21 protein-coding genes and 1 tRNA gene are annotated in these 23,033 nt (G+C 71.1%); 7 read left to right on the top strand and 15 right to left on the bottom strand.

The window, feature by feature from the left end:
• Nucleotides 1-1,221, bottom strand: a complete 1,221-nt coding sequence (locus ABEA43_RS17410) for an NAD(P)/FAD-dependent oxidoreductase (RefSeq protein ID WP_345562964.1) — start codon at nt 1,219-1,221, stop codon at nt 1-3.
• Nucleotides 1,222-1,377: 156 nt separating this feature from the next.
• On the opposite strand from ABEA43_RS17410, the gene ABEA43_RS17405 reads away from it, so the two are divergent.
• Complete coding sequence (locus ABEA43_RS17405; RefSeq protein WP_345562963.1) at nt 1,378-2,145, top strand: helix-turn-helix domain-containing protein; 768 nt, start codon at nt 1,378-1,380, stop codon at nt 2,143-2,145.
• A 24-nt stretch (nt 2,146-2,169) separates the two neighbouring features.
• Here the strand turns inward: ABEA43_RS17405 and ABEA43_RS17400 are convergent, their stop codons facing one another.
• The 8 genes from ABEA43_RS17400 to ABEA43_RS17365 all read right to left on the bottom strand — a co-directional run bounded on the left by ABEA43_RS17400 (nt 2,170) and on the right by ABEA43_RS17365 (nt 10,862).
• The gene (locus ABEA43_RS17400; protein WP_345562961.1) at nt 2,170-2,394 is read right to left on the bottom strand and encodes a helix-turn-helix domain-containing protein; all 225 of its coding nucleotides are present in this window, start codon (nt 2,392-2,394) and stop codon (nt 2,170-2,172) included.
• A 156-nt stretch (nt 2,395-2,550) separates the two neighbouring features.
• Nucleotides 2,551-2,626 (bottom strand) — tRNA-His (locus ABEA43_RS17395).
• Between the two features lie 67 nt (nt 2,627-2,693).
• The gene (gene orn, locus ABEA43_RS17390; RefSeq protein WP_345562959.1) at nt 2,694-3,287 is read right to left on the bottom strand and encodes an oligoribonuclease; all 594 of its coding nucleotides are present in this window, start codon (nt 3,285-3,287) and stop codon (nt 2,694-2,696) included.
• A gap of 68 nt (nt 3,288-3,355) precedes the next feature.
• Nucleotides 3,356-4,537, bottom strand: coding sequence for a DUF2510 domain-containing protein (locus ABEA43_RS17385; RefSeq protein ID WP_345562958.1), 1,182 nt, complete (start codon nt 4,535-4,537; stop codon nt 3,356-3,358).
• 49 nt (nt 4,538-4,586) lie between these two features.
• Complete coding sequence (locus ABEA43_RS17380) at nt 4,587-5,954, bottom strand: protein kinase family protein (RefSeq protein WP_345562956.1); 1,368 nt, start codon at nt 5,952-5,954, stop codon at nt 4,587-4,589.
• Nucleotides 5,955-5,977: 23 nt separating this feature from the next.
• Complete coding sequence (locus ABEA43_RS17375; RefSeq protein ID WP_345562954.1) at nt 5,978-7,618, bottom strand: serine/threonine-protein kinase; 1,641 nt, start codon at nt 7,616-7,618, stop codon at nt 5,978-5,980.
• Nucleotides 7,619-7,725: 107 nt separating this feature from the next.
• On the bottom strand, nt 7,726-10,137 hold the full coding sequence (locus tag ABEA43_RS17370) for a serine/threonine-protein kinase (RefSeq protein WP_345562952.1): 2,412 nt from the start codon (nt 10,135-10,137) through the stop codon (nt 7,726-7,728).
• Between the two features lie 86 nt (nt 10,138-10,223).
• Complete coding sequence (locus ABEA43_RS17365; protein WP_345562951.1) at nt 10,224-10,862, bottom strand: pyridoxamine 5'-phosphate oxidase family protein; 639 nt, start codon at nt 10,860-10,862, stop codon at nt 10,224-10,226.
• Between the two features lie 71 nt (nt 10,863-10,933).
• Here ABEA43_RS17365 and pdxR point away from each other — a divergent pair, with 71 nt between their 5' ends.
• Together pdxR and ABEA43_RS17355 are read left to right on the top strand one after the other, a co-directional pair.
• Nucleotides 10,934-12,331: a MocR-like pyridoxine biosynthesis transcription factor PdxR gene (gene pdxR, locus ABEA43_RS17360; RefSeq protein WP_345562950.1), complete on the top strand. Its 1,398-nt coding sequence runs from the start codon at nt 10,934-10,936 to the stop codon at nt 12,329-12,331.
• Between the two features lie 45 nt (nt 12,332-12,376).
• Complete coding sequence (locus tag ABEA43_RS17355; RefSeq protein ID WP_345562948.1) at nt 12,377-13,096, top strand: hypothetical protein; 720 nt, start codon at nt 12,377-12,379, stop codon at nt 13,094-13,096.
• Here the strand turns inward: ABEA43_RS17355 and ABEA43_RS17350 are convergent.
• Complete coding sequence (locus ABEA43_RS17350) at nt 13,077-14,198, bottom strand: DegT/DnrJ/EryC1/StrS family aminotransferase (RefSeq protein ID WP_345562946.1); 1,122 nt, start codon at nt 14,196-14,198, stop codon at nt 13,077-13,079. The two genes, ABEA43_RS17355 and ABEA43_RS17350, sit on opposite strands and share 20 nt — an antisense overlap.
• Nucleotides 14,195-15,277 (bottom strand): GNAT family N-acetyltransferase, encoded by a 1,083-nt coding sequence (locus ABEA43_RS17345; protein WP_345562944.1) that lies wholly within the window; start codon nt 15,275-15,277, stop codon nt 14,195-14,197. The genes ABEA43_RS17350 and ABEA43_RS17345 overlap by 4 nt, the downstream gene beginning before the upstream one ends.
• Nucleotides 15,278-15,433: 156 nt before the next feature.
• Here ABEA43_RS17345 and ABEA43_RS17340 point away from each other — a divergent pair, with 156 nt between their 5' ends.
• From ABEA43_RS17340 to ABEA43_RS17330, 3 genes are all read left to right on the top strand, one after another.
• Nucleotides 15,434-16,468 carry a phosphotransferase family protein gene (locus ABEA43_RS17340; RefSeq protein ID WP_345562942.1) on the top strand — a complete coding sequence of 345 codons (1,035 nt, stop codon included), beginning with the start codon at nt 15,434-15,436 and terminating at the stop codon, nt 16,466-16,468.
• Between the two features lie 71 nt (nt 16,469-16,539).
• Nucleotides 16,540-17,292: an SDR family oxidoreductase gene (locus ABEA43_RS17335; protein ID WP_345562941.1), complete on the top strand. Its 753-nt coding sequence runs from the start codon at nt 16,540-16,542 to the stop codon at nt 17,290-17,292.
• 173 nt (nt 17,293-17,465) lie between these two features.
• On the top strand, nt 17,466-18,770 hold the full coding sequence (locus tag ABEA43_RS17330) for a GH39 family glycosyl hydrolase (protein ID WP_345562939.1): 1,305 nt from the start codon (nt 17,466-17,468) through the stop codon (nt 18,768-18,770).
• A 162-nt stretch (nt 18,771-18,932) separates the two neighbouring features.
• Here the strand turns inward: ABEA43_RS17330 and ABEA43_RS17325 are convergent, their stop codons facing one another.
• A complete protein-coding gene (locus tag ABEA43_RS17325; RefSeq protein WP_345562937.1) occupies nt 18,933-19,574 on the bottom strand; it encodes a maleylpyruvate isomerase family mycothiol-dependent enzyme in 642 nt (213 codons plus the stop codon).
• Between the two features lie 114 nt (nt 19,575-19,688).
• On the opposite strand from ABEA43_RS17325, the gene ABEA43_RS17320 reads away from it, so the two are divergent.
• On the top strand, nt 19,689-20,825 hold the full coding sequence (locus tag ABEA43_RS17320) for a sigma-70 family RNA polymerase sigma factor (protein ID WP_345562936.1): 1,137 nt from the start codon (nt 19,689-19,691) through the stop codon (nt 20,823-20,825).
• Nucleotides 20,826-20,827: 2 nt separating this feature from the next.
• On the opposite strand, the gene ABEA43_RS17315 is transcribed toward ABEA43_RS17320, so the two are convergent.
• The 3 genes from ABEA43_RS17315 to ABEA43_RS17305 all read right to left on the bottom strand — a co-directional run bounded on the left by ABEA43_RS17315 (nt 20,828) and on the right by ABEA43_RS17305 (nt 22,928).
• Complete coding sequence (locus ABEA43_RS17315; RefSeq protein WP_345562935.1) at nt 20,828-21,070, bottom strand: hypothetical protein; 243 nt, start codon at nt 21,068-21,070, stop codon at nt 20,828-20,830.
• A 330-nt stretch (nt 21,071-21,400) separates the two neighbouring features.
• The gene (locus tag ABEA43_RS17310) at nt 21,401-21,712 is read right to left on the bottom strand and encodes a CU044_2847 family protein (protein ID WP_345562933.1); all 312 of its coding nucleotides are present in this window, start codon (nt 21,710-21,712) and stop codon (nt 21,401-21,403) included.
• Nucleotides 21,713-21,797: 85 nt separating this feature from the next.
• Nucleotides 21,798-22,928, bottom strand: coding sequence for a DUF418 domain-containing protein (locus ABEA43_RS17305; RefSeq protein ID WP_345562931.1), 1,131 nt, complete (start codon nt 22,926-22,928; stop codon nt 21,798-21,800).
• Nucleotides 22,929-23,033: the final 105 nt, after the last annotated feature.

Genomic DNA, 23,033 nt, shown 5'->3' with positions numbered 1-23,033 from the left:
TCACTGCGTGACGCTGGCCGCGCTGCGCCGCGGCCCGAAGTACCGCCAGAAGAAGTTGAGCAGCACGCTCGCCCGGTTGCGCCCGCCCAGCAGGTACGCCACATGGATGAAGATCCACACCAGCCAGGCGGGCAGGCCGTGCATGGTCATCCCGTTGGCGAGCTGCAGCACGGCCTCCGCCTTGCCCACGGTCGCCATGATCCCGGGGTCGTCATAGGAGAACGGCCGCAGCGGCTTCCCGTGCGCGGCCGCGATGATCTCCTTGCCCACGTGCTTGCCCATCTGGATCGCCGGCTGGGCGAGCTGGGGCAGCGGGTGGGGCGACCCGGCCAGGTCGCCGATCACGAAGATCTCGCGATGCCCGGGGACGTTCAGCGTCTCCGTGACCGTGATCCGGCCGCCCTTGCCCTGCGGCAGCCCCCAGTGGGACACGTCGTCCGGCGCGGTGACGCCCAGCGCCCACACGGTCACGTCGCTCGGCAGCCGCGTGCCGTCGGCCAGCACCACCGCGTCCGGATCGACCGAGGCCACGGTGGAGCCCAGGCGCAGGCGCACCCCTCTCCTGCGCAGCGCCTTGGCCGCCTGGTCGCGCAGCCGCCGCTTGTAGGGCGACAGCACGAAGTCGAACCGCTCCACCAGCGTCACGCTCGTCTGGTCCGGCCTGATCTCGGGATGCGTCAGCGGTATCGTGTGCCGGCGCAGCTCGGCCAGCGTGCCGGCCATCTCGACCCCGGTCGCGCCCGCGCCGACCACCACGACGTGGGTGCTCTTGCGCCGGCCCGCCGCCGTGTCCTCCAGGTAGTGCTGCAGCCGCCGCCGCAGCCCGGCCGCGTCGCCCAGCGAATAGATCGGCAGCGCGTTCTCCGGCGCGCCCGCCACGTTGAGCCAGTTGGTGGTGACGCCGGTGGCCAGCACGAGGTAGTCGTAGTCGAGGACGCCGCCGTCGTCGAGCTCGACCCGCCGCTCGTCGGGCAGCACCTTGCTCAGCCCGGCCCGCCGCGCCCGCACATTGGGCCACCTGGCGGCGAAGGTCCTGATCGGGTACGACACGTCGGACGTGCCCATCCCGGCCGTGGCGACCTGGTAGAGCAAGGGCTGGAAGGTCGAGTACGGGTTGCGGTCGACGAGCGTCACCAACGCCCCGCCCTTGGCCAGCTCCCGGGTCGCGGCCAGCCCCGCGAAGCCCGCTCCCACGACCACGACACGCGCTCTTTGCACCATGACCAGGTCCCTCCCCAGAACACCGTCTTCGATGTCTATGGCACCAAGAGCATCACTTAAACCATTCAGCCGCCAAGCCCCCATTTCTCCACAGACCTACGCGTCATACCCTCCGGGGAATCGCCGCCAGCGGGGAGCGTCGGCTAGAAAGGGCACGTGGAAGCATTCGCGACCGAGCTGCGGCGCTGGCGGAGCAGCCGCAGGGTGAGCCAGCTGGAGCTGGCGAACCGGGCCGGCACCACCCAGCGCCACCTCAGTTTCATGGAGCAGGGCCGCAGCCGGCCGGGCCGCGGCATCGTGGTGCGCCTGGCCGAGTCGCTGGAGCTGTCGCTGCGGGAGCGCAACAGCCTCCTGCTGGCCGCCGGATATGCCCCGCTATTTCCGGAGTCGCCGTTGGATGAGCCCATGCTCCGCCCGATCCGGGACGCCCTGGACGACATCCTCCAGGGGCACATGCCGTACCCGGCGGTCGTGGTGCGCCCCTATGGCGAGCTGGTGGCCGCGAACGCGGCTCTGGACCTTCTGACCGAAGGCGCCGCTCCCGAGCTCCTGGAGCCGCCTCTCAACGTCCTGCGGCTGGCGCTCCACCCCAAGGGGCTGGCGCCCAGGGTGCTCAACCTCCCCGAGTGGGGGCGGCACATCGTGGAGAGCCTGCGCGGACGCCTCGTACGCAGCCCCGACCCGCGGCTGGACGCGTTCGTGGCCGAGCTGGAGTCTTATGTGCCCGACGCCGTCCCCGGGCCCGGCCACCTGGGGTTCGCCGTGCCGCTCCGGCTGCGGTGCGGCGAGACGGAGCTGCGCCTGCTGACCACGCTGACGTCCTTCGCGACCGCCGTGGACGTCACGCTCGCCGAGCTCCAGCTCGAAGCGTTCCTGCCCGCCGACGAGAGCACCGCCGCCTACCTCCGCGCCCGCTTCCGATAGCCGGCGCGGCCGGCCGGGGCGCGGCTACTGCTGGCGCGAGCGCCACAGGCCGATGGCGGTGACCCTGGAGTCGACGCCGAGCTTGGCGTAGATGCGGTTGACGTGGTTTTTCACCGTCTTCTCGCTGAGGAACAGCAACTGCGCGATCTGGCCGTTGGACTGACCTGTGGCGATCAGATCCATGACCTCGGCCTCGCGTTTGCTCAGCGCCGTGAACACGCTATCGAACGCTGCGTCGTCGACTCTCATCCGGCCTCCGGGGGCGCGCAGACGGTCAGATCGCCGATGGCCCCCGTGCTTCCGGCGTTAGCGGTAGACAGCGAGCATAACTCGCAATGTCATGATTTGGGGCCGTTGTCGGGAGAAAACGACAACGGCCGATCCCGAAGGACCGGCCGTTCGCGTTGGGGTGAGTGAAGGGACTTGAACCCTCGGCATCCAGGACCACAACCTGGCGCTCTACCAACTGAGCTACACCCACCATGGCCACCGCTGTGTGGTGGCACAAGAAAAGTGTAGCGGGATTCGGGACTCTTTACGCCACTCTTTTAGCCGCTGACACGCTCTGCCAGGGATCTCGCGGTCGCAGAGTCGGGTCCTGGCTGCCCCACGAAGATCGCCGCGCGGTAGTAGCGGAGCTCCCTGATGCTCTCCGTGATGTCGGCCAGAGCCCGGTGTCCGCCCTGCTTCTCCGGCGCGGCGAAGTAGACCCGCGGATACCACCGCCGGACCAGCTCCTTGATCGACGAGACGTCGATCATCCGGTAGTGCAGATAGGAGTCGACCCCGGGCATGTCCCGGGAGATGAACGTCCGGTCCGTGCCGATCGAGTTGCCGCACAGCGGCGCCTTCTTCGGCTCGGGAATGTGGCGGCGGATGTAGTCGAGCACAAGCGACTCGGCCTCCGCCAGCGTCACGCCGCCGGCCAGCTCAGGCAGCAGCCCCGAGGCCGTGTGCATCTCGCGCACGACCTGCGACATCTGCTCCAGGGACTCGGGCGGCGGCTTGATGACCACGTCCACGCCTTCGTCCACCTGATTGAGCTCGCTGTCGGTGATGACGCACGCCACCTCGACGAGCGCGTCACGACCAAGGTCGAGCCCGGTCATCTCGCAGTCGATCCAGACCAGCAAGTCACTCATGAGATCTCCTCGCCCAGCGGCTCGGAGCAATCCGCCCGCTTGTTACCCCACCAGCCTAGTGCCACGGCTTATGAGGACTTGAGCGAGCCGAGAACCTGACTGACCACGTCGGTGCCCAGGTTGTCGGGAACGGAGACGTACAGGATGGCCGGTCGCTCACCCTGCCCGCGATCCATGAGGACGACCGCGCCGTTCTCCTTCTTCCACTTGTAGCCCTTCTCCTCCGACACCTTGGTGAAGTCGAGCTCGAACTGCAGCACCCACGCGTCGCGGTCGCCAACCTTGATGGCCTTGTCCTGCACGACCTTGCTCTCGTGCGCGATCGCGTAGTACTTGGTGGAGAAGTCGACGAAGACGGCCTTGGCCGTGTCGCCCAGGCCCGAGGCCCCGGTGTAGGGGTAGAGCTCGTTGAGCACGCCCGTGTAGACGTTGCCGATCCAGTCGGACTCGCCCTCGTAGTTCTCCTGGGAGGTGGCCTGCACCCCGCTCGACCACGCCTGCTCGGTCGGGTCCGTGCCGTTGACCTGGTTGGCCGGGGGCACCGTCCAGTCCTTCGGCACCGCGAAGGAGATGCCGCTCGACGGGTCCGCGACCCGCCCGTCCACCGGCTGCGGCAGCTCGCTCGCGCCCTGGCTGGGCGGCGGCTCACTGGAGGGCGGCTCGTTGGAGGGCGGCTCCTGCGACTCGAACGTGTCGGTCGGCGTCGGGGCCGACACGACCCCCGTGGTTCTGTTGATGAAGAAGATCCCGGCGACCACGATCAGCGCGAGCACCACCAGCGCCGCCAGCCCGCCGAACACCCACGGCAGCGGATTGCCCTGCTTCGGCGGCGGGCCGTAGCCGGGGCCGGGGAGCTGCGCCCCGCCCCACTGCTGGGTGGGCGGCGTGGGCTGGCCGTAGGCCGACTGGCCGGACGTGGGCTGGCCGTACTGGAGCGTGGGGTTCGCCGGCATGCTCGCCCAGTTCGGCCCCGTCGGGCCGGACGGCTGGCCGCCCGGTGCCTGGCCCGGCGGTGATTGGCCCGGTGATTGGCCCGGTGATTGGCCCGGTGATTGGCCCAGTGATTGGCCGGGTGCCTGGCCGGGCGGCTGGGGCTGCGTCTGCGGCCCGGAGGAGGGCTGCTGGGGCCGGCCGCCCGGCCCCTGCTCCTGCGCGTGCGTGGCGTCGGTCCACTGGCTGCCGTCCCACCAGCGGAGCTGGGGCTCTCCGTACGGGTCCGGGTACCAGCCCGCGGGGGTCTGCGTGGTCATGCTGGCCAGATTAGTAAGAACCGCTTTGATATGCATTGCTGGGCGAGCATCAACACTTGTAAGTGAAGCTCGCCTTGTCGGTGCGCACCGGGCCCGGCGTGAGGATCCGCAGCGTGGCCGTGGCCTTGACGCTGCTCTTTCCCTGCAGCGTCCACCGCAGCGGCACGGTGTACGACGTCTGATCGGAGTTTGTGCGCAATGTTCCCTTGACGACTTGCTTGTCGAGGTTCTTGCGCCATTCGTACGTCACCTCGCCGGCCGCCCCGTTGGTCACCACCGTGCCGGTGATCACGACCGCGCTGCCGCAGCCCTGCGTCTTCTTCGGCGCCACCACGTTGATCGACTTGACCGCCAGGTCCGGGGTGTCGCCCAGCTTGAACCAGGCCAGGATCGCCCCCGCCATGATGGCCGCGAACACGGCCGTGGCCAGGATCGTCCGCCGCCGCCGCCGCCGCGCCCGCGTGGCCTTGGCGATGCGGCCGGGGCGCTGCTCGGTGGCGGCCTCGCCGCGCCCGGCCCGCCAGATCCGCTCGGCCGTCGTCTCCGGCCGCTGCTCCTGCGTGCCGACGCCGGGACCGAAGTGCAACGGCCCCGCCGACCTGCCCGGCACGTGCAGAAGCGTGACGATGTCGCCCTCGTCCGGCGGCGTGACGGGCGGGACGGGCGCCTGCGCGTACGAGCGGGGCTGCGCGAACGCCGACCTGCCGCGCGCCGCCCGCGCCAGCCCGTCCCTGCTGATGGAGCCGCCGGGCAGCGCGGCGCGCTCGCTGATCAGGGTGCTCCGCGCGGCCCCCAGGCCCAGGGTGCCGGCCGCGGCCGCGGCGCGGTCGAACAGCGCGGCGGCCCGCGGCGCGCTCTGGCCGAAGGAGGCGGCCAGCCCGCGGGCCAGCGACGCCCAGCCCGCCGCGTCCCGCTCGCGCCCGGAGATCTGGCCGCGGATGGCGTCGGACAGGCCGCGTTCCGACAGCAGTGCGGCGCCCTCGCCGGTGATCACCACGGTGCCCGGGTGCACGGAGCCGTGCGTGACGCCGGCCCCGTGCAGCGCGAGCAGCGTCTGCGCGGTCTCCACCAGCGCCGCGGCCGCGCCGCCCGGGTCGATCGGCCCGTCGGCGAGCAGATCGGCCAGGGTGGGGCTGACCGCCTGCGCGGTGAGCAGCCACACCTGACGGCCCGCCGCGACCACGTCGGCCACGGGGATCAGCCCGGTCAGCCCGGCCAGCACGAGCCGCTGGTCGGTCATGACCGTCTGCACCACGCGGTCGCGCACGCCGGGCAGACCGATGATCTTGGGATCGAACAGGAGCGCCCCCGCCCTGCGGCCATCGGGTGAGATGGCGTCGATCCAGTTGCCGAGCTCCGTGATCCAGGTGTGCTCAGTGAGCCGGAACCCGGCGATGTCGTTTTCGGGGTTGTTCATCGCCGTCGCCCCCCCGGCGCCGTCTAGCGCTTCCTTCTGTGGCGTCCTGCCATCCGGCGCCTCACCGCAAGTGTGACGGGAAGCACGCCCGACGTCACGAGGCCGAGAGCGATCAATGCGGACTGCGCCTTGCCCACGCTGTCGAGCCTGGGCTCCTGCGGCGTCGTCTCGTCGCCAGGGGTCCCGTCGTCACCGGTGGGCGATGGCTGCGCGGTCGTCGGAGCGGTGCTCGGAGTCCTGGTCGTAGGGGCGGTGGTGGGCGTGATCGAGGCGGTCGGGGTGGCCGAGGTGGGCGGCGGGTTGCCTTCGGGGTCGCCGACCTTGCCGGAGAGCTCGGGCTCGGGCGTCGGCGACGTGGTCGGCTTCTTGGTCTTGACCGGCGGCTTGGTCGGCTTCTTGGTGGGCGTCTTGGTCTTGGACGCGGTCGGCGTCGGCGTCGTGGCGGGCGGGTTGCTCGTCGGCACGGCGGGCGGCGGCGCGTCGCTCAAGGTGTCCGTCGGCGTCGGCTCGTCGGTGACGGGCTCCTCGGTGGCCGGCGGCGGCTCCTCGTCCGTCTCCGCCGGCTCGGGCGTGCCGGGCGCGCTCGTCGTCGGCGCGACCGTGCTGGTCTCCGCCTGGAGCACCGGCTCGCCCTTGGATGCGTTCGCGATGATCACGACCGCGGCCACCAGCACGCCCACGGCGGTCGCGCCGATGGCGATCTTGGCGGGCAGCTTGCTCAGGATGCGGGACGGCTCGCGGAAGCGGGTCTCGGCGAGCGAGGTCTGCGTCTCGACCGGCTCGTCGAGCGCGCTCGGGAAGAGCAGGACCAGCAGCCCCGCGAGCGCGGCCAGGCGGCGGCGCCCGCGCTCCTCCCAGTCGGGCCCGTAGCCTTCGGCCGCCACGGCCTCCAGCTCGGTCAGGAACGCCTCGGCCGACGGCGGGCGCCCCGCCGGGTCCTTGGCCAGGCCGCGTTCGATCAGGCCGCGCAGCGGACCGGGCACCTCGTCCACGGGCGGTGGCGCGCTCTGGTGCTGGCGGGCCAGCGCGGCGATGTTCCCGGCCCGGTAGGGGCGGGTGCCGGTCAGGCACTCGAAGAACACGACGGTGGCCGCGTACACGTCGGTGGCGGGCCCAGGGGACCCGCCCGACCACTGCTCGGGCGCCATGTACGGCGGAGTGCCCGCGGCGCTCGCCTCCTCGCCCGCCCTGACCGCGATGCCGAAGTCCACGAGCTTGCTGGTGCCGTCGCCCTGGACCATCACGTTCTCGGGCTTGAAGTCGCGGTGCACGACCCCGATCGCGTGCGCGGAGGCCAGGCCCTGGAGCGAGCCCTTGAGCACCGTCAGCGCCGCCTCAGGCCCCGTGGGCCCCTCCGACCTGAGGACCTCGCGTAACGAGATGCCGTTGATCAGCTCCATGACGATCGCCGCGCCCTGGCCCGTCTCGACGTAGTCGATCAGGCGGGCGTGGTGCACGCTCTGGAGCGTGCCGAGCAACCGGGCCTCGTGCCGGAAGCGGGCGACGAATCCCACATCGGCTCTCAGCTCGTCGCTGAGGTACTTGATGGCCACCTCGGCGTCGTCGTAGTCGCGCCTGGCCAGCACCACGCGCCCGGCCGCCCCTGCGCCGAGCTGGCGGACCTCGGTGTAGCCAGGGACCCCCCACTGCCCATCACCGTGCATAACGGTCTCCTCTGGAGTTGTCTGGGCCCCCACCCTCATCAGACGGTCCGTAGCTTAACCAGAGGGAACCGCTTTCCCGCTACTGATATGCCAAGGTGTCAGGATTATCACTCAATGGTGCCGGGTGATTCAGTGCTCGGTGTCTCACTGGGCTTCGGGTCTTTTGTCTGTTCGGTCGGCGGATCCTTGGGCGGATCCGACGGCGGGTCCTTCGGCGGGCACGCCTGCGTGCTGCCGCTGCTGCTGTCGCTCCCGCCGGCCGCCGCGGGGACGGTGGCGGCGGTCACGGACCACTTCGTGCCGCAGGGCAGCTTGACGGGCAGGCTCAGGGTCTCGGTGTAGGAGGTGCCGCCCGACAGGGTGACCGACCGCGTGCCGCCCCCCTCGCCACCGGTGGAGAACGAGACGTTGAGCCGTACCGGCTGGGTGCTGGACGTGGTGACCCTGACGGTCGCGCTGAGCCCGCCCCTGCCCGGACCGGCCTCGACGATCGACACCTGCCGCACCTGCGGCGGGCACGGCACGGAGGTTCGCGCGGTGGCGGTCCTGCCGCCCGCGCGCACCGTCACCGACAGCGTCGCGCCGCACGGGCGGGACTTGAAGGTGTGGGTGAGCGTGCGCGAGTAGGACGTACGTCCTGACAGGCTCGCCGTCTGGGTGCCGGCGCCGTCGCCGTTGATCGCGAACCGCGCCTCCACGGGGATCTCCCCGGTGCCGCTCGCCGTCACCCTGATCCGGGCCGCCGCCGTACGTCCCGGCGCGGCCGGCATCCCGAGGCTGACGCGCAGCCCGGTCACCCTGGTCGGGCAGGGCGGCACGGACACCGACGTCGTCCGCGCACCGCCGGAGGCCGCCGGTGACGTGGTGAGGGTCAGCGTGACCGTGCTGCCGCACGGGCGCTCGCCCATCGACCAGGTGAGGGTGCGGCTGTAGAACCTGGCGCCGGCCAGGCGCACCCGCTGGAGGTGGCCGCCGGTGCCGGGCGCGGCCCAGGTCGCGGTGGCGAACACGGGAGCGGTGCCGTCGGTGCGCACGGTGACCGTGGCGCTCGCGGTCGCGCCCTCGCCGAGCGTGAGCCCGTCCAGGCTCACCCCGAGCACCGAGGTGACCGGCGGCGGCGGATCGGCCGTCGGAGTCTGGGTGGTCGGCGTGGGCGTGGGCGTCGGCGTCGGCGTCGGCGTGGGGGTCGTCGGGGTGGAGGTCGGGGTCTTCGTCGGTGTCGGAGTGGCCTTCTTGGTCGGCTTCTTGGACGTCTGCGGCGTCTTCGACGGTTTGGTGACGACCGGGGGCGGCGCGAGCGACCTGGTGGGCCGCGCCTCCGGCACGATCGCCTCGGGCGACGTCTGCGGCGTGGCCTCAGGCGTCTCCCCGGGCGTCTCCCCGGGTGTCTCTTCTGGCGTGCTCTCCGGCTCGGGCTCGGGCGTGGTCGGTAAGATCGCGGCCGGTTCGGTCGTGGCCTGGGACGGCGGCACGGCCGCCGCCGCGCCGATCGGCTGGGCGGGCGGCGTCTGCCTGTTGGCCAGCACGACCACGACCGTCGCCGCCACCACCACGGCGGCCACGGCGCTGCCCATGGCCACGCGCGTGATGTTCGAGCGCACGCCGCGGAACACCGTCCTGGCCAGCGAGGTGGTGACCTCGGGGGCAGGCGTCTGGGGCATCGGCAGCAGCAGCGCGAGCAGGGCCACGAGCGCGGCCAGCCGCCGCCTGCCGCGCTCCTCCCAGTCCTCGCCGTACGCCGCCCTGGCCGCCGCCTCCAGCTCCGCCACGAACGCCTGCGCGGTCGGCGGACGCTGCGACGGATCCTTGGCCAGCCCGCGCCTGATCAGCCCGCGCATCGGCTCAGGCGCGTCGTGGAAGGGCACGGGCGCGTGCATGTGCTGGTAGCCCAGGACGCTCGGCTCGGTCGATCGGTACGGCCGGTGCCCGGTCAGGCACTCGAAGAAGACGGCCGTGGCCGCGTACACGTCGGTCGCCGGCGAGGCGGGCTGCCGGTCCCACAGCTCCGGCGCCATGTACGGGGGCGTGCCCTCGGGATGGGCGATCGTGCCCTGGCTCACCGCGATGCCGAAGTCGACGAGCTTGCTGACCCCGTCGTCCCTGACGAGCACGTTCTCGGGCTTGTAGTCCCGGTGGACGAGGCCGGCCCCGTGCGCCCTCGCCAGGCCCAGCAGCGAGCCCTTCAGCACGACCAGCGCCGCCTCAGGCTCGGTCGTGCCGTGCTCACGCAGCAGCGCGCGCAACGAGACGCCGTTGACCAGCTCCATCACGATGGCCGCGCCGCCGGGATCCTGGATGTACTCCCACATCGTGGCGATGTTGGGATCGCGCAGCGTGGTCAGCAGCCGCGCCTCCGACTGGAACCTGGCCAGGGAGGCAGGACTGTGCCGCAACTCCTCGGACAAGTACTTGATCGCGACCTTGACCCCGGTCTCGTCATGTACCGCCAGCACCACCCGTCCGCTGGCGCCTGTCCCGAGCTGCTTTATTTCGGTGTATCCGGGAGCAATCCACTCCATTTGCCCTCTCCCATCAGGAGCCGGCCCACCTGATGAGACGTGCGATCAAGAAGATAGGTTGGCCAGGTGGTTCCGGATTCATGGAACTACTCCCGATGGAGGATGTGAACAGGCGCACCGATACCTTCTGGGAGCATCGGATCTGGCTCTGGTTCGCCCCATGACGTGACCAGGGGCAGCACTCCCGCCCAAACCGGCAGCGCGTAGTCCTCTTCCTCGTCCTTGGGCGCCCCGCGCCGGATCTTGACCGACGCCTCCTCCAGCGACAGCGCCAGCACCGCCGTGGCGGCCAGCTCCTTGCGCGACGGACGCCGCACGTAGTCCCACTGACCGGGCGCGAGCTGCTCGGACAGGGCCCGCAGCCCCTCCATGCGCTCGTCGGGGTCGGTCACGAGCCTGGCCCGCCCGTAGATGACGGCCGAGCGGTAGTTGACGGAGTGGTGGAAGATCGAGCGGGCCAGCACGATCCCGTCCACGTGCGTGACCGTGACGCACACGTCGCCGCCCTCTCCCGTGCGCAGCGTCGTGGCGCCGGTGGAGCCGTGCAGGTAGAGGGTCTCGCCGATGCGCCCGTAGCCGGTGGGCACGACCATGGGGTGGCCGTTCACGACCACGCCCAGGTGGCAGACCAGGCCGGTGTCGAGCACCTCGTAGAGATCGTTCCTGTCGGTGCTGCCGCGTTGCTTCTCGCGGCCGAGCGTGGTGCGGGGTGTGGTGGAGAGCATGATTCGACGGTAATGACGAAGTGGACCTATCCTGTAGGGCCACTATCCAGCCCTTCGTAGAGACCACTTTTATGCGTACCCATGTTGACCTGCCGGTTTCCCTTTCGCGGGAGTCGGTGGCCCCGCTCACCGCCCAGCTCGCGGACTGGCTGCGCCGCGCCATGCTGGACGGCACGCTGGCCCCCGGCGAGCGGCTGCCGTCCACCCGGGCGCTGGCGGCCCAGCTCGTGGTGAGCAGGACCGTGGTCACGGAGGCGTACCAGCAGCTCTACGCGGAGGGCTGGCTGGACGGGCGGCACGGCTCCGGCACGTTCGTGGCCGACATGGAGCGGCCGCGCCCGGCGGGCGGGCCGCCCAGGGAGAGCCCGCACACCCCCGTCCCGCCGCCGCCCCCGGCGAGCTGGATCGACCTGACGCCGGGCCAGCCGTGGGTGCGCGACTACGACCGCGCGGCGTGGAAGCGGGCCTGGCGCAAGGCCGCCGACCTGCCGCCGGGGGCCGAGCCCGACCCGTACGGCCTGCCGCACCTCAGAGAGCTGCTCGCCGACCATCTCCGGCGGGCCAGAGGCATGGCCGTCGGCCCGGAGAACATCCTCGTCACCAGAGGCACCGGCAACGGGCTCGACCTGTGCGCGCTCGCCCTGCTCGGCACGGGCGCCAGGGCCGGCGTCGAGGAGCCCGGCTACCACGTGGCCCGCACCGTGTTCGCGGCCAGGGGCGCCGAGGTCGTGCCGTGCCCGGTGGACGAGGACGGCGTGATCGTGGACGGGCTCCCGCGCGATCTGCGGGTGCTCTACACGACGCCCGCGCACCAGTATCCGCTGGGCGGCCGGCTGCCGATCCCGCGCAGGGAGCGGCTGCTGGCCTGGGCCAGGAGCACCGGCGCGACGATCGTGGAGGACGACTACGACGCCGAGTTCCGCTACGACGTCGCGCCGCTGCCCGCCCTCTACGGACTCGACCCCTCCCGGGTGGTGCTCCTCGGCACGCTGTCCAAGATCCTCGCGCCCGACGTGGGCGTCGGCTGGCTGGTCGGCGAGCCCGAGCTGGTCGGCAGGATCGCCGGGCTGCGCCGCGCGCTCGCCGACCGCACCAGCGGCCCTGTGCAGCAGGCCGTGGCGACCCTGCTGGAGCGCGGCGACCTGGACCGGCACCTGCGCAGGATGCGGCTGGAATACGCGCGCCGCCGCGCCGCCGTCGTCGAGCTGCTCGGGCCCGTGTGCCGGCTGCGGGGCGACACGGCCGGGCTGCACGTCCTGGCGGAGCTGCCCGCCGGCGCGGTGCCCGCCGTGGTCGAGGGGGCCAGGGAGCGCGGCGTCCTGCTCGACTCCATCGAGCGTCACCACCACGCCCGCGGCCGCCTGCACGGCCTCGTGATCGGGTACGGCTCCGCCTCGCTCGCCGACGTCAGACGCGGCTGCCGCATCCTGGCGGGCCTGATCCCAGGTGCTCAGGACGGAACTGAGTAGCCGGGCTCTCGCGCCGGGACCCCCGGGCACAGCAGGCTGAAACGCATGAAATGGTGGCTACTCCTCGCTTCCCTGCTCGTCACGCTGCTCACCGCCTGGCTGATCCTCTACGCCGGCGTGCCCCTGTCCACCCTCCTGTCGCTGGGCGCGGGTGCGATCGCCCTGCTCTGGCTGATCGTCGTCCTGACCGTCCCCTGGAACCTGTGCTTCGCCGCCCGCCACGTCGTCCACGAGATCGAGGCGTCCAGGGAGGCCGGGATCGAGGTGACCCAGCGCCGCGAGGACGAGGCCAGAGGCATCGCCCGCCGCATGCTCGCGCTGGCGATCTCCGGTCACATCGTCTCGGCCGCGGTCATCGCGGTCGTCACGTACTTCTCCGGGGCGCAGGTGGGCTACTACTTCTCCGCCTTCTACCTGCTGGCCACCTGCTTCCGCCCGGTCGGCGCCTACACCTCGCACCTGCGCGACCGGGTCAGGACGCTGGGGCAGGAGGTCCGCTACCCGCGCGTGGACGTGATCGAGCTGCGCGAGCGGGTGCTCGCGCTGGACGCCGCGGCCGATCAGCTCCGGCGGGACGTCACCGAGATCGCGGCCGGCCTGGACACGACCAGGCGGGAGCTGGAGTCGGCCGACCACGACCTGGGGCGCAGGATGACGCTCATGACCCGCCGCTTCGACGAGACGGTGGACGGGCTGGGCGACAACCAGGAGGTCATCACGGGGCTGAAGGCGTTCTTGCGGCTGGTCAGGTCGGACCCTGCGTAGGGGGCTCCAGGCGGCGCAGCAGGGGCAGGGAGCGGTCGGCGTACACGGGATCGACCGGGAGCACGTGCCGCGCCCACCAGCGCGCGGGCCGCGGATCGGGGGAGGCCTCGGTGAAGGCGGGGGCGTAGTCGTCGTACGGCGGGTCGTACAGGTAGCCGGTCGCCACCCCGTGCCGCTCCAGCTCGGCGATGGCCGCGTCCCGGTCGCGCACCAGCAGCGGCACCCGGAAGAGTGGCCGGGTGAGGTCGTCGCGCACGGCCGGGGCGACGGTGGGCAGCTCCGCCAGGCGGCGGACGCCCGCCAGCCGGCGGGCCCGGTCGGCGGGGACCTTGGCCAGGCGCCTGGAGTGGTACCAGCGGGCCACCGCGCCGCGGCGCGCGCGATAGTCGTGCAGGTCGGCGCGGACCCACGGGTCGAAGGGCGGCAGCGCGGGCACGTGCTTGAGCGCCAGCTCCAGCCCGTCGGGGTCGAGGGCGATCCGGTAGCCCTCGCGTTCCTCCTGGAGGCCGAGCGTGCGCATGAGGGCGAGCGCCGGGCGTACGAGGCCGAGCTTGAGCGCCGCCTGGCGGGCCATCGAGGTGGCCACGCCGGTCAGGTCGGACCGCAGCGAGCCGGGGGCCATGAGGTCGTCGCGGGCGTGTTCGAGCGCGCGCAAGTCGGACTCGCGCTCCACGGCCAGCACGCCGCCCGAGCCCGCTCCCGGGTGCTTGGAGAGGCTGAAGACCCCCGCCTGGCCGAACGTCCCCAGCGGGCGCCCGCCGACGCTGGTCTCCATGGCGTGGGCGACGTCCTCGATCAGGATCTTCCCGGCGAAGGCGGCGACCTGGTCGGGGAGGCCGTACAGGTTGGTCGTCAGGACGGCGTCCACCGTGCCGAGGTCGACCCGGGAGACGTCGATGTTGCCGTCACGGGGGGAGAGCGGCGCGATGACCGGGCGCAGACCGGCCGCGAGCACCAGGAAGAGGATCTCGTCCGCCGAGATCGGCGACATGAGGATCCGCTGCCCGGGGACGCACCAATGGCGTAACGCCAGGTAGAGGCCGAGCCGGTTGGACGGAAGCGACAGACAGTGACGGCCTGTGCGCTGCGCGATGAGCTTCACCCTTGTAGGACAGTACGGAGCCGCCCGTAGGTTTTCAATGCCTTGTCGGCGGTTTTCAGCAGGAAGGGGCTGGCCATCACGGTCGCGCGGGTCTTGCGCACCGGCACGCGCAGCATCCAGTGGACTCCCGACGCCGGCCCCACCCTGGCCACGCGGCCTTCGGCCACCTCAAGCTCGCCGTTCTTGAGCTTGTCCTTGTACTCCTTCTGGCCCCGGCCCATGTCGATCACCTGGATCCCGGACGCGGCGGCCCGCTCGGCCATCGCGAGGTGGTGGATCAGGCCGGGGGAGTATTTCGCGAACCGGGTGTCGTAGGCGGGGAACCAGCCGGCCAGCGTCGTGGCGGTGCGGATCCCGAAGTGCCCGGCCACCGGCTCGTCGTCCACGTAGATCATGTCGAGCACGCCGGCGAAGCTCTCCGACTGGGTGGCCAGCAGCCGCTCGACGAGCTCCACGATCCACCGGTGCGCGAACCTGTCGGTGCGCCCGGTGCGGCGATATTGGTCGGTCTTCCAGCCGAGCAGCGTGCGCAGCGGCGCCAGGTCAGTGGTGGCGTAGTCGTGGCGCAGCGTCCCCGCCTCGCGCTGGAGCTTGCGCTCCTTGGCCAGCGTGGATTTGTAGGTCTTGCCGGAGTGTTCCCTGAGCGAGGCGGTATAGCGCTCGTAGCCGTCACGCAGGTCGATGATCGGCGACGGGTGCCTCTCGTGCCGCGCGCCCAGCATCGGCTGCCCCGCCACGAGGTGGTCGAACTCGTAGACCGACAGCCCGCATTCCCTGAGCAGCCGGTGCGGATTGACGTCGAAGTCCTTGGCGTGGACCAGGCCCTGCGCGTCGGTGAGGCCCGCGGCGACGGGCTTGCCGATGCCCATCGGATGGCGCTCGAAGGGGAAGAAGCCGACGATCTCCTGGCCGTCGTAGAGCACGGCCACGCGGACGAGATCGCGGAGCTCGCCCACCGTGATCGTGAACTCAGGGGACAGGAAAGGGTTGTCGAAGGCGGCGTCCGACTCCTGCAGAGCCCGCCATCGGCTCACTTCTTCTGGTCCCAGCTCGCGAGGGTGGGCAAGGGTGACGTGCATGGGCTCCTACTGTCGGCAAACCGCTGCTGCCCAGCATCTGGGCAACCGCGTACAGCCAGGGTAAAGGATCTCGCCTGATGCTTATCTACGCAGGTCCGGAACGTTACATAACTGCCAGCTGGTTTTCAGGACCGAGTGACGTTCTAATGTGTGTCCATGACCGTACCTGGCATCGACCACTCCCGCCTGGTCGCGTGGATGGGCCGGAATGTGCCCGACGCGGGCGAGCCCCTGTCCGTATCCCTGATTTCGGGGGGCCGGTCGAACCTGACCTATCTGGTCGAGGCCCGCGAACGCCGCCTGGTGCTGCGCCGCCCGCCGCTCGGTCACGTGCTGCCCACCGCCCACGACATGAGGCGCGAGTGGCGGGTCATCTCGGCCCTGGCGCCGACGCCGGTCCCGGTGCCAGAGCCGGTCGCGTTCTGCGCCGACGAGGACGTGGTCGGGGCGCCGTTCTACCTCATGGGGTACGTGACCGGCGCCGCCGTGCGGACCAGGGAGGACCTGGAGCGGCTGGGCGAGCCCGCGGCGGAGCGGACGCGGCGGCTGTCGGAGCGGCTGGCCGAGGTGCTGGCCGCCATCCACGCCGTGGACTACCACGAGGTGGGGCTGGGGGACTTCGGGCGGCCGGAAGGGTACATGGCCCGGCAGCTCGACCGGTGGTGCCAGCAGTGGGAGCGCTCGAAGACGGCTGATCTGCCCGACTACTACCGGCTGGTGGAACGGCTGCGCGAGCGGCTGCCCGCCGGGTCGGCCAGCACGCTGGTGCACGGCGACTACCGGCTCGACAACACCCTGGTCACGCCCGGTGACCTGGAGATCCAGGCGGTCGTGGACTGGGAGATGTCCACGCTCGGGGATCCGCTGGCGGACCTGGGGCTGACGCTGACGTACTGGCACGACAGGGGGGACGAGGAGCGGGCCGGGATCCCGGTGGCGGGGGACGTGACGGTGGCGCCCGGGTTCATGAACGCGGCGGAGTTCGCGGGGCACTACACCAAGGTGTCTGGGCGTGATATTTCGGATCTTGGGTTCTATGTCGCATTTGGCAACTTCAAACTCGCGGTCATCGTGGAGGGTATCCACGCTCGGTTCCGGCAAGGTAAGACCGTTGGGGAGGGATTCGACCGCATCGGCTCCGCGGTGCCCACGCTGATCTCCCGCGCGCACCGCATGCTCGACCAGCCCTGACCGCCGTACGAAGCCGGCTCTTATGAGACCGGCCCCGCACCAAGCCGCCCCGGACCCCCGCAAGGAGCGTCATGAGCACAGTTGCATTGATCACAGGAGCGGCGAGCGGTATCGGCGCCGCCGTGGCGCGGCGCCTGTCGACGGGCGGCGTCAGGTGCGTCCTCGTCGACCTTGACGGCGAAGGCGTCGAGCGGCTGGCGAAGGAGGTCGACGGCGCGTGGCTGGCCGCCGACGTCTCCAGCGAGGAGGCCTCGCTGGAGGCGGTCGCGCTGGCCGAGCGCCGTTACGGGCGGCTCGACCTGGTCCACCTCAACGCCGGGATCACCGGGCGGGTGGACTTGGCGGAGTTCGACCTGGCGCGCTACCGCAAGGTGGTCGGGGTGAACGTGGACGGCGTCGTCTTCGGCGTCCAGGCCAGCGTCCCGCTGCTCGCCCGCTCCGGCGGCGGCGCCATCGTGGCCACCGCGTCGCTCGCCGGGCTCGTCGCGTTCGCCGGCGACCCGATCTACACCATGACCAAGCACGCGGTCGTCGGCCTGGTCAGGGCGCTGGCCGAACCCCTCGCCGCCCAGAACATCCGCATCGGCGCCGTCTGCCCCGGCTTCACCGACACACCGCTGGTGGCCGAGGCGCGCGAGATGTTCGTCAACGCCGGATTCCCCCTGCTCACGGCCGAGGACGTGGCCGCCGCGGTCGAATCCGCCTTCTACGCGGACACTCCCGGCACCCTCCTGATCGTGCAGCCCGGCAGGCAGCCGGTGCCCTACCGTTATTCCGGGGTCCCCGGCCCCGCTGGAGGCCAGCGGCCGCCGAGCGAAGATTAACCGCAAGTCTCTCGCAAGTGGGACGATTAGCGTGTTGAGGGCTGGGCCATGCCCAGCCCTTCATACGTTCGCGAGACGAGGAGCGTCCAGTGATACCGAGCGACGGCCGACACGCGCGCCGACGATCGCCATGGCCGATCGCACTGGGGGCAGGCGTCCTCGCGATCGTACTCGTGGCCGGCATCATGGTGTATGCCGCTCTTCGCTCGAAGTCGCGCAGTGAGTTCAAGGGCGCGGACGTGGCCACGACGGCGCCCGCCGAGCCCGCGCCCAAGCTGGAGGAGCCGCCCGCGCTCTCCAACTGGCCGCGCTGGGGCATCACCCACACGCAGTTCAGTGCGGACAACGAGCCACGGGACGTGGTCGAGCAGGCCAGGGGCGTCCTCGGCCGGGTGCCGATGCTGCAGAACCAGCACATCATGGGCTGGGGGGTGGGCAACCCCGAGCCGAGCCCCGGCCAGTACAACTTCCGTGACCTGGACCGGCGGCTGCAGTTCATGGCGTCCTCGCGGGCGGTGCCGGTCATCACGCTGTGCTGCGCGCCCGACTGGATGAAGGGCGGGCAGGCCGGGCGTACGGACTGGAGCAAGAACCACACGGTCGCGCCGAAGCGGGAGCACTTCGACGACTACGCGAAACTGGCGGTCAGGGTCGCCAGGCAGTACCCGACGGTCAAGCACTACATGGTGTGGAACGAGTTCAAGGGCTTCTGGGATCCGTCCACGAACCGGTGGGACGCCGAGGGCTACACCGAGATGTACAACAAGATCTACACGGCCCTGAAGAAGGTCAACAAGGAGATCAAGGTCGGCGGGCCGTACATGCCGATCGAGAGCAACGCGCGCGGCGGCCCGTCGGAGCTCACCGGCCCGTGGGGGACGGTCGACCAGCGGGCGCTGGACGCGATCGCATACTGGATCGAGCACAAGAAGGGCGCCGACTTCATCGTGGTGGACGGGGCCTCCATGACGAACGACAAGGGCAACACGCCCAACGACTTCGCCGCCCAGGCCAAGTTCGGCGCGATCACCACGTGGCTGCGGCAGAAGAGCGACGACCTGCCCGTGTGGTGGGCCGAATGGTACGTCGAGCCGGAGAACTCGGGCTGGACCGAGGAGAAGCGGACGGCGGTGCAGGCGGCGGCGCTGATGGAGTTCGCCAAGAGCGGCGTGACGACGGCCCTCTACTGGAACCCGCAGCAGAAGGACGCGGGGGAGTGCGGCGGCTGCCTGTGGTCCCCGAAGGTGGGCGGCGAGCAGCCGATGGCGGGCCTGCTGAGCGGCTTCACGAAGTGGTTCCCCTCGGGGGTGCGGGCGCAGGCGGCGCAGTCGTCGGACCCGAAGATCCTGGCGCTGGCCCAGGAGCGGCAGGTGGTCATGGTGAACACCTCGGACGAGAGCGTGACGGCGACGGTGGACGGCAAGCAGGTGACGCTGGCCCCGCACGAGATCAAGTGGTCGGGACGCGGCACCGCCTGAACACCGGGGTCCCCGCACCGTCTGAGCGCCGGGTGGCCGCTCCCGGCCCCGCTTGAGGGCCGGGTGGCCGCTTCCGGCCCCGCTTGAGGGCCGGGTGGCCGCTCCCGGCCCCGTCTGAGCGCCCGGGTCCCCTTGGCGACCGGCCTGGACGCCCGGTCGCCGCTACCGGCACCGCTCTCGAAGGGTCGCGACCCCGTCCCCTTCCAGGTCGTCGCAGTAGGCCGCGCGCCCGGTCATGGCCATCGTCAGCGCCGTCGTGGCGCCCGTCACGAGCGGTCCCGAGCCGGCGGCGAAGGGGCCGTCGTTCGCGGCGAGGCGCAGCCCGGCGATCCGCCCCTTGGCGAGGACGACCTGGTCGGAGCCGCTGTAGTACGCGGCGACCCGGGTGATCGTCTCGATCGGGTAGGCGCGGCGCAGGCCCAGCGGACGCCTGATGTCCTCGCCGTGCACGATCGTCTCCCCGAGCATCGCCACGACGGGCAGCGGCGGCTTGGTGGTGCTGGTGACGACGCGCTGGAAGCCGCCGAGCGTCTCGGCAGGGGTGGCGCCCAGCTGCTCGGACAGCCGCATGGCCACCTGCCGGTCGAAGTCGAACCGGCAGCGGATCACGCCCGCCAGCCACCGTACGGCGTTGAGGCTCGCGCCGGCGGTCAGGTGCGCGAGCACCTCGCGAACCGTCAGGCCGGCGCACAAGGACGGGGTCGCCCACTGCTCGTCCGTCAGCTTGTCGAGATCGGCGGCCAGCGCGGCCCGCTCGGCGTGGACCAGCGGCCAGAGGGCGGCTTTCTGCGCTTGGTGCGGCATGTCGGGTAGGTCTCCTCTTTCCGGCGAAGTAGTCGGGTGGTCGAAAGAGGTGACTCCGGGTGTGGGGCAGAATCGTCGCTTGTGAGCGAAAATTCGCCAACCCACAACCTCAGCTTGTCGCAGGACGTCGGCCGGCCGCTGGACCCGGGCATGGATGGGGGCCTCGGCTTGGAGCTGGACCCGGGCATGGATGGGGGCCTCGGCTTGGAGCTGGACCCGGGCATGGATGGGGGTCTCGGCTTGGAGCTGGACCGGGGGCTCGATCTGGAGCTGGCCCGTGACGGGGACGGTGAGGCGTTCTCGCGCCTGGTCGAGCCGTTGCGCCGGGAGCTGCACGCCCACTGCTACCGCATGCTCGGCCACGCCCACGACGCGGACGACGCCCTCCAGGAGGCCATGCTGCGGGCGTGGCGGGGGCTGCGCGGCTTCGAGGGCCGCGGTTCGCTGCGTTCGTGGCTGTACACCGTGGCCACCCGCACCTGCCTGGACGCCGCGGAAGCCCGTGGCAGGCGGGCGTTGCCCGTCGATCTCGGCCCGTCCAGCGCCGGCGCCGTCATCGACACCGCCCCGGTGACGGACGTCGCCTGGCTGGGGCCGTACTCGGACGCGGGGCTCGTCGCGCCGAGCACCCACGCGCGCTACGAGCAGCGCGAAGCCGTCGAGCTGGCCTTCGTCGCGGCCCTGCAGCACCTGCCCGGCAACCAGCGGGCGGCGCTGCTGCTGTTCGAGGTGCTCGGGTTCGCCGCCGCCGAGATCGCCGCCATCATGGACACCTCGCTCACGTCGGTGAACTCCGCGCTGGCACGAGCGCGCCGGGTCGTCGCGGAGAAGGTCCCGGAGATCAGTCAGCAGCGGACGCTGCGCAAGGCCGGCGACGCCCGCGCGCGGGAGATCGTCACCGGGTACGCCGACGCGCTCGAACGCGGCGACGCCGGCGCGCTGGTCGCCCTGCTGACCGAGGACGTCACCTGGTCGATGCCACCGCTGCGGCACTGGTACCAGGGCGTGGCGGCCGTGATCGACTTCGCCCGGCGGGTCCCGCTGACCTCCTGCGGCTCCTGGCGGCACCGTACGACCTCGGCGAACGGCCAGCCCGCCGCCGCCTCCTACCTCTGGAACGAGGCGGCCGGCGCCCACCTGGCCTGGTCGATCAACGTGCTGACCCTGCGCGGCGAGCGCGTCGCCGGGATCACCACGTTCATCGGTGCGGAGCACTTCCCGGCCTTCGGCCTGCCCGCTTCAATGGCCTGACGTCAACGAGGGTCGTGCCGGGCCAGAAACAGCATGCTGGTGCTGATCTCGGCAGCGGATTCGGCGCGACCGGAATTCGGGTCCTGATGCGCACAGGTCCTGGCCAGCCGCTTTTTCAGATCTTCCATCCGGATGAGCGCCTGCTCGATCCGTTCTTTCCTGGTCGCCATTTCCCGGGCGATCTCAGAAACGGTCAGCCCCTGATGTCGCAGACTCGCGATTCGCAGCAGCGCGGCATTGGTCATTCTCATGGTAGAAACCCCCTCCAGCCTCTTCCCCGCCTGGAACATTACGGGGTCCGGCCGTCCGCAGGCGGCACTTCCGGCCTGTTCGGGGGCGTCCATACTTTGGCGGAAGAGCGCCTTGACGGGCCGCCAGCGGGCGGCCACGGCCTGAACAGCGGCTCTCGCCGTGCGTAATGCGGGAAGAGGCGGCAGGACGCTCTCGAAACGCACGGAACATTCGCATCCGCGCGCCGCGCCCCGCTGCTCCGGCGAGCCCCGCGCGCATTTTCGGCCGGCGCTCGGAGTGAATTGGAGCCGCGCTCTTTTCAATCCGGACTAATGGCCCGGCGGTCAGGGCTGCGGCGGCTCCGGACGCCAGGTGAGCGTCACTTCGAAATTGCCTTCGGTGGCGGCCTTGGCGACCAGCCAGTTCATCGTCCCGGTCACTTTGATGCCGAACTTGACCTGCAACTCGTCGGGACGGGCCTGGCGCGCCTGGTCGAGGACCACACTGGCGGCCTCCACCGCCGGGCCGATGGCCTTCCTGACCCGGCCGATGATCTCATCAGGACCTCCGGCGGGCTGGTAGCCGGGTGTCAGCTCGATCTCGAACTGGACCTCTGTGGCGTCGTCGAGCTCATAGGTGACCACCTGCGAGGGCAACGTCCGGCTCCTTCCGTGGGGGAGACGCTCCGGGCCCCCGCCCGGCTCGTCGTGCGCGGAGCTTAACACCGCCTCAACAGCCGGCTCAGCGGGACCGCTGTCCTGGTCTGCGCCAGTACGTGAGGAAGCGCAGCAGCCACTCCACGGGCCCGTACCGGTGGTTCTTGAGCCAGCGATGGCTGTAGAGGACCTGGGCGACGAAGAGGCCGGCCGCGATCACCATCTCGAGCGGCGGGCTCACCCGGTCCACCAGCGCCATCCCGTACCCGGTGAAGATCAGCGCGCAGATCAGGGACTGCGCCAGGTAGTTCGACAGCGCCATCCGGCCCGGCGCGGCGAGCGCGCGGGCGATCCGCGGCACGTACGGCAGCACCCGCAGGAACGTCGCCGCGTACGCCGCCGCGAGCAGCGGAGCCGTCACCAGGTCCACCGCCTCGCCCCAGAACTTGTGCACCGTCCCGTTCCACGCCGAGAGCGTGTAGAAGAGCGCCCCGGCCAGCCCGACGGTGTACCCCGTCCACTGCAGCCTGCGCAGCGTCGCCGTGTGGGCGGACAAGTCACGCAGGACGCCCAGCTTGCCGACCGCCATCCCGATCAGGCACGCGGCCAGCACGGCGGGCCCCTGGAAGAACACGCGTGCCACGATGATCAGCGACAGCTTCCTGAGATGCTCCCCGACGATCTGCCAGAAGACCCCGCCCAGGGCCGTGTCGGACTTGGCGGCCTCCGCGGCCCCGTCCGTCACCGTGCCCGTGGTGTCCAGCCCGGCCATCGCCAGCAGCGCCAGCAGCACGAACCCGAGCGCCAGCAGCACGGTCAGCGCGACGGCCAGCAGCACCGCCGTCCTGGGCCTGATCCTGCGCAGGACGAGCAGCGCGAGCCCCACCGCCGCGTACGTCGTCAGGATGTCCCCGGGGAACAGCAGCACGGCGTGCGCCAGCCCGAGCAGGAACAGCCCCGCCAGCCGCCGCAGGAACATCGGCACGAACGCCCGTCCCTGCCGCTCGGCCGAGTCGAGCTGCAGCGTGAAGCTGTAGCCGAACAGGAAGGAGAACAGCAGGTAGAACTTGTTCTCCAGGAACAGCGTCACGAGCCAGCGCACGCCCCAGTCGAGCGAGGTGTCGAACGCCGGCTCCGCCAGCCCGGCCATCCGGTAACCGGAGGCCAGGAAGGCGATGTTCACGACGAGGATGCCGAGCAGCGAGAAGCCCCGCAACGCGTCGACAGATGCAATGCGCGCAGCTGTGAGACGTGTGGCGGATGTGGTGGCAAGTGTCAGCTGAGTCCTCATCGAAGTACATCATTCCGTACTTCCTGAGGG

The sequence above is a fragment of the Nonomuraea rosea genome, from assembly GCF_039539705.1.
GTDB classification, from domain to species: domain Bacteria; phylum Actinomycetota; class Actinomycetes; order Streptosporangiales; family Streptosporangiaceae; genus Nonomuraea; species Nonomuraea rosea.
The sequence above is the reverse complement of the archived record's forward strand: the minus strand, read 5'-3'. Positions and strand labels throughout refer to the sequence as shown.

Bases quoted from the DNA above. Each gene is read 5' to 3' on its own strand.
- ABEA43_RS17355 (WP_345562948.1), top strand. From the start codon at position 12,377: ATGAAATGGTGGCTACTCCTCGCTTCCCTGCTCGTCACGCTGCTCACC.
- ABEA43_RS17380 (WP_345562956.1), bottom strand. From the start codon at position 5,954: ATGAACAACCCCGAAAACGACATCGCCGGGTTCCGGCTCACTGAGCAC.
- ABEA43_RS17365 (WP_345562951.1), bottom strand. From the start codon at position 10,862: ATGCTCTCCACCACACCCCGCACCACGCTCGGCCGCGAGAAGCAACGC.
- pdxR (WP_345562950.1), top strand. From the start codon at position 10,934: ATGCGTACCCATGTTGACCTGCCGGTTTCCCTTTCGCGGGAGTCGGTG.
- ABEA43_RS17370 (WP_345562952.1), bottom strand. From the start codon at position 10,137: ATGGAGTGGATTGCTCCCGGATACACCGAAATAAAGCAGCTCGGGACA.
- ABEA43_RS17400 (WP_345562961.1), bottom strand. From the start codon at position 2,394: ATGAGAGTCGACGACGCAGCGTTCGATAGCGTGTTCACGGCGCTGAGC.
- ABEA43_RS17345 (WP_345562944.1), bottom strand. From the start codon at position 15,277: ATGCACGTCACCCTTGCCCACCCTCGCGAGCTGGGACCAGAAGAAGTG.
- ABEA43_RS17335 (WP_345562941.1), top strand. From the start codon at position 16,540: ATGAGCACAGTTGCATTGATCACAGGAGCGGCGAGCGGTATCGGCGCC.
- ABEA43_RS17375 (WP_345562954.1), bottom strand. From the start codon at position 7,618: ATGCACGGTGATGGGCAGTGGGGGGTCCCTGGCTACACCGAGGTCCGC.
- orn (WP_345562959.1), bottom strand. From the start codon at position 3,287: ATGAGTGACTTGCTGGTCTGGATCGACTGCGAGATGACCGGGCTCGAC.
- ABEA43_RS17315 (WP_345562935.1), bottom strand. From the start codon at position 21,070: ATGACCAATGCCGCGCTGCTGCGAATCGCGAGTCTGCGACATCAGGGG.
- ABEA43_RS17325 (WP_345562937.1), bottom strand. From the start codon at position 19,574: ATGCCGCACCAAGCGCAGAAAGCCGCCCTCTGGCCGCTGGTCCACGCC.
- ABEA43_RS17385 (WP_345562958.1), bottom strand. From the start codon at position 4,537: ATGACCACGCAGACCCCCGCGGGCTGGTACCCGGACCCGTACGGAGAG.
- ABEA43_RS17340 (WP_345562942.1), top strand. From the start codon at position 15,434: ATGACCGTACCTGGCATCGACCACTCCCGCCTGGTCGCGTGGATGGGC.
- ABEA43_RS17410 (WP_345562964.1), bottom strand. From the start codon at position 1,221: ATGGTGCAAAGAGCGCGTGTCGTGGTCGTGGGAGCGGGCTTCGCGGGG.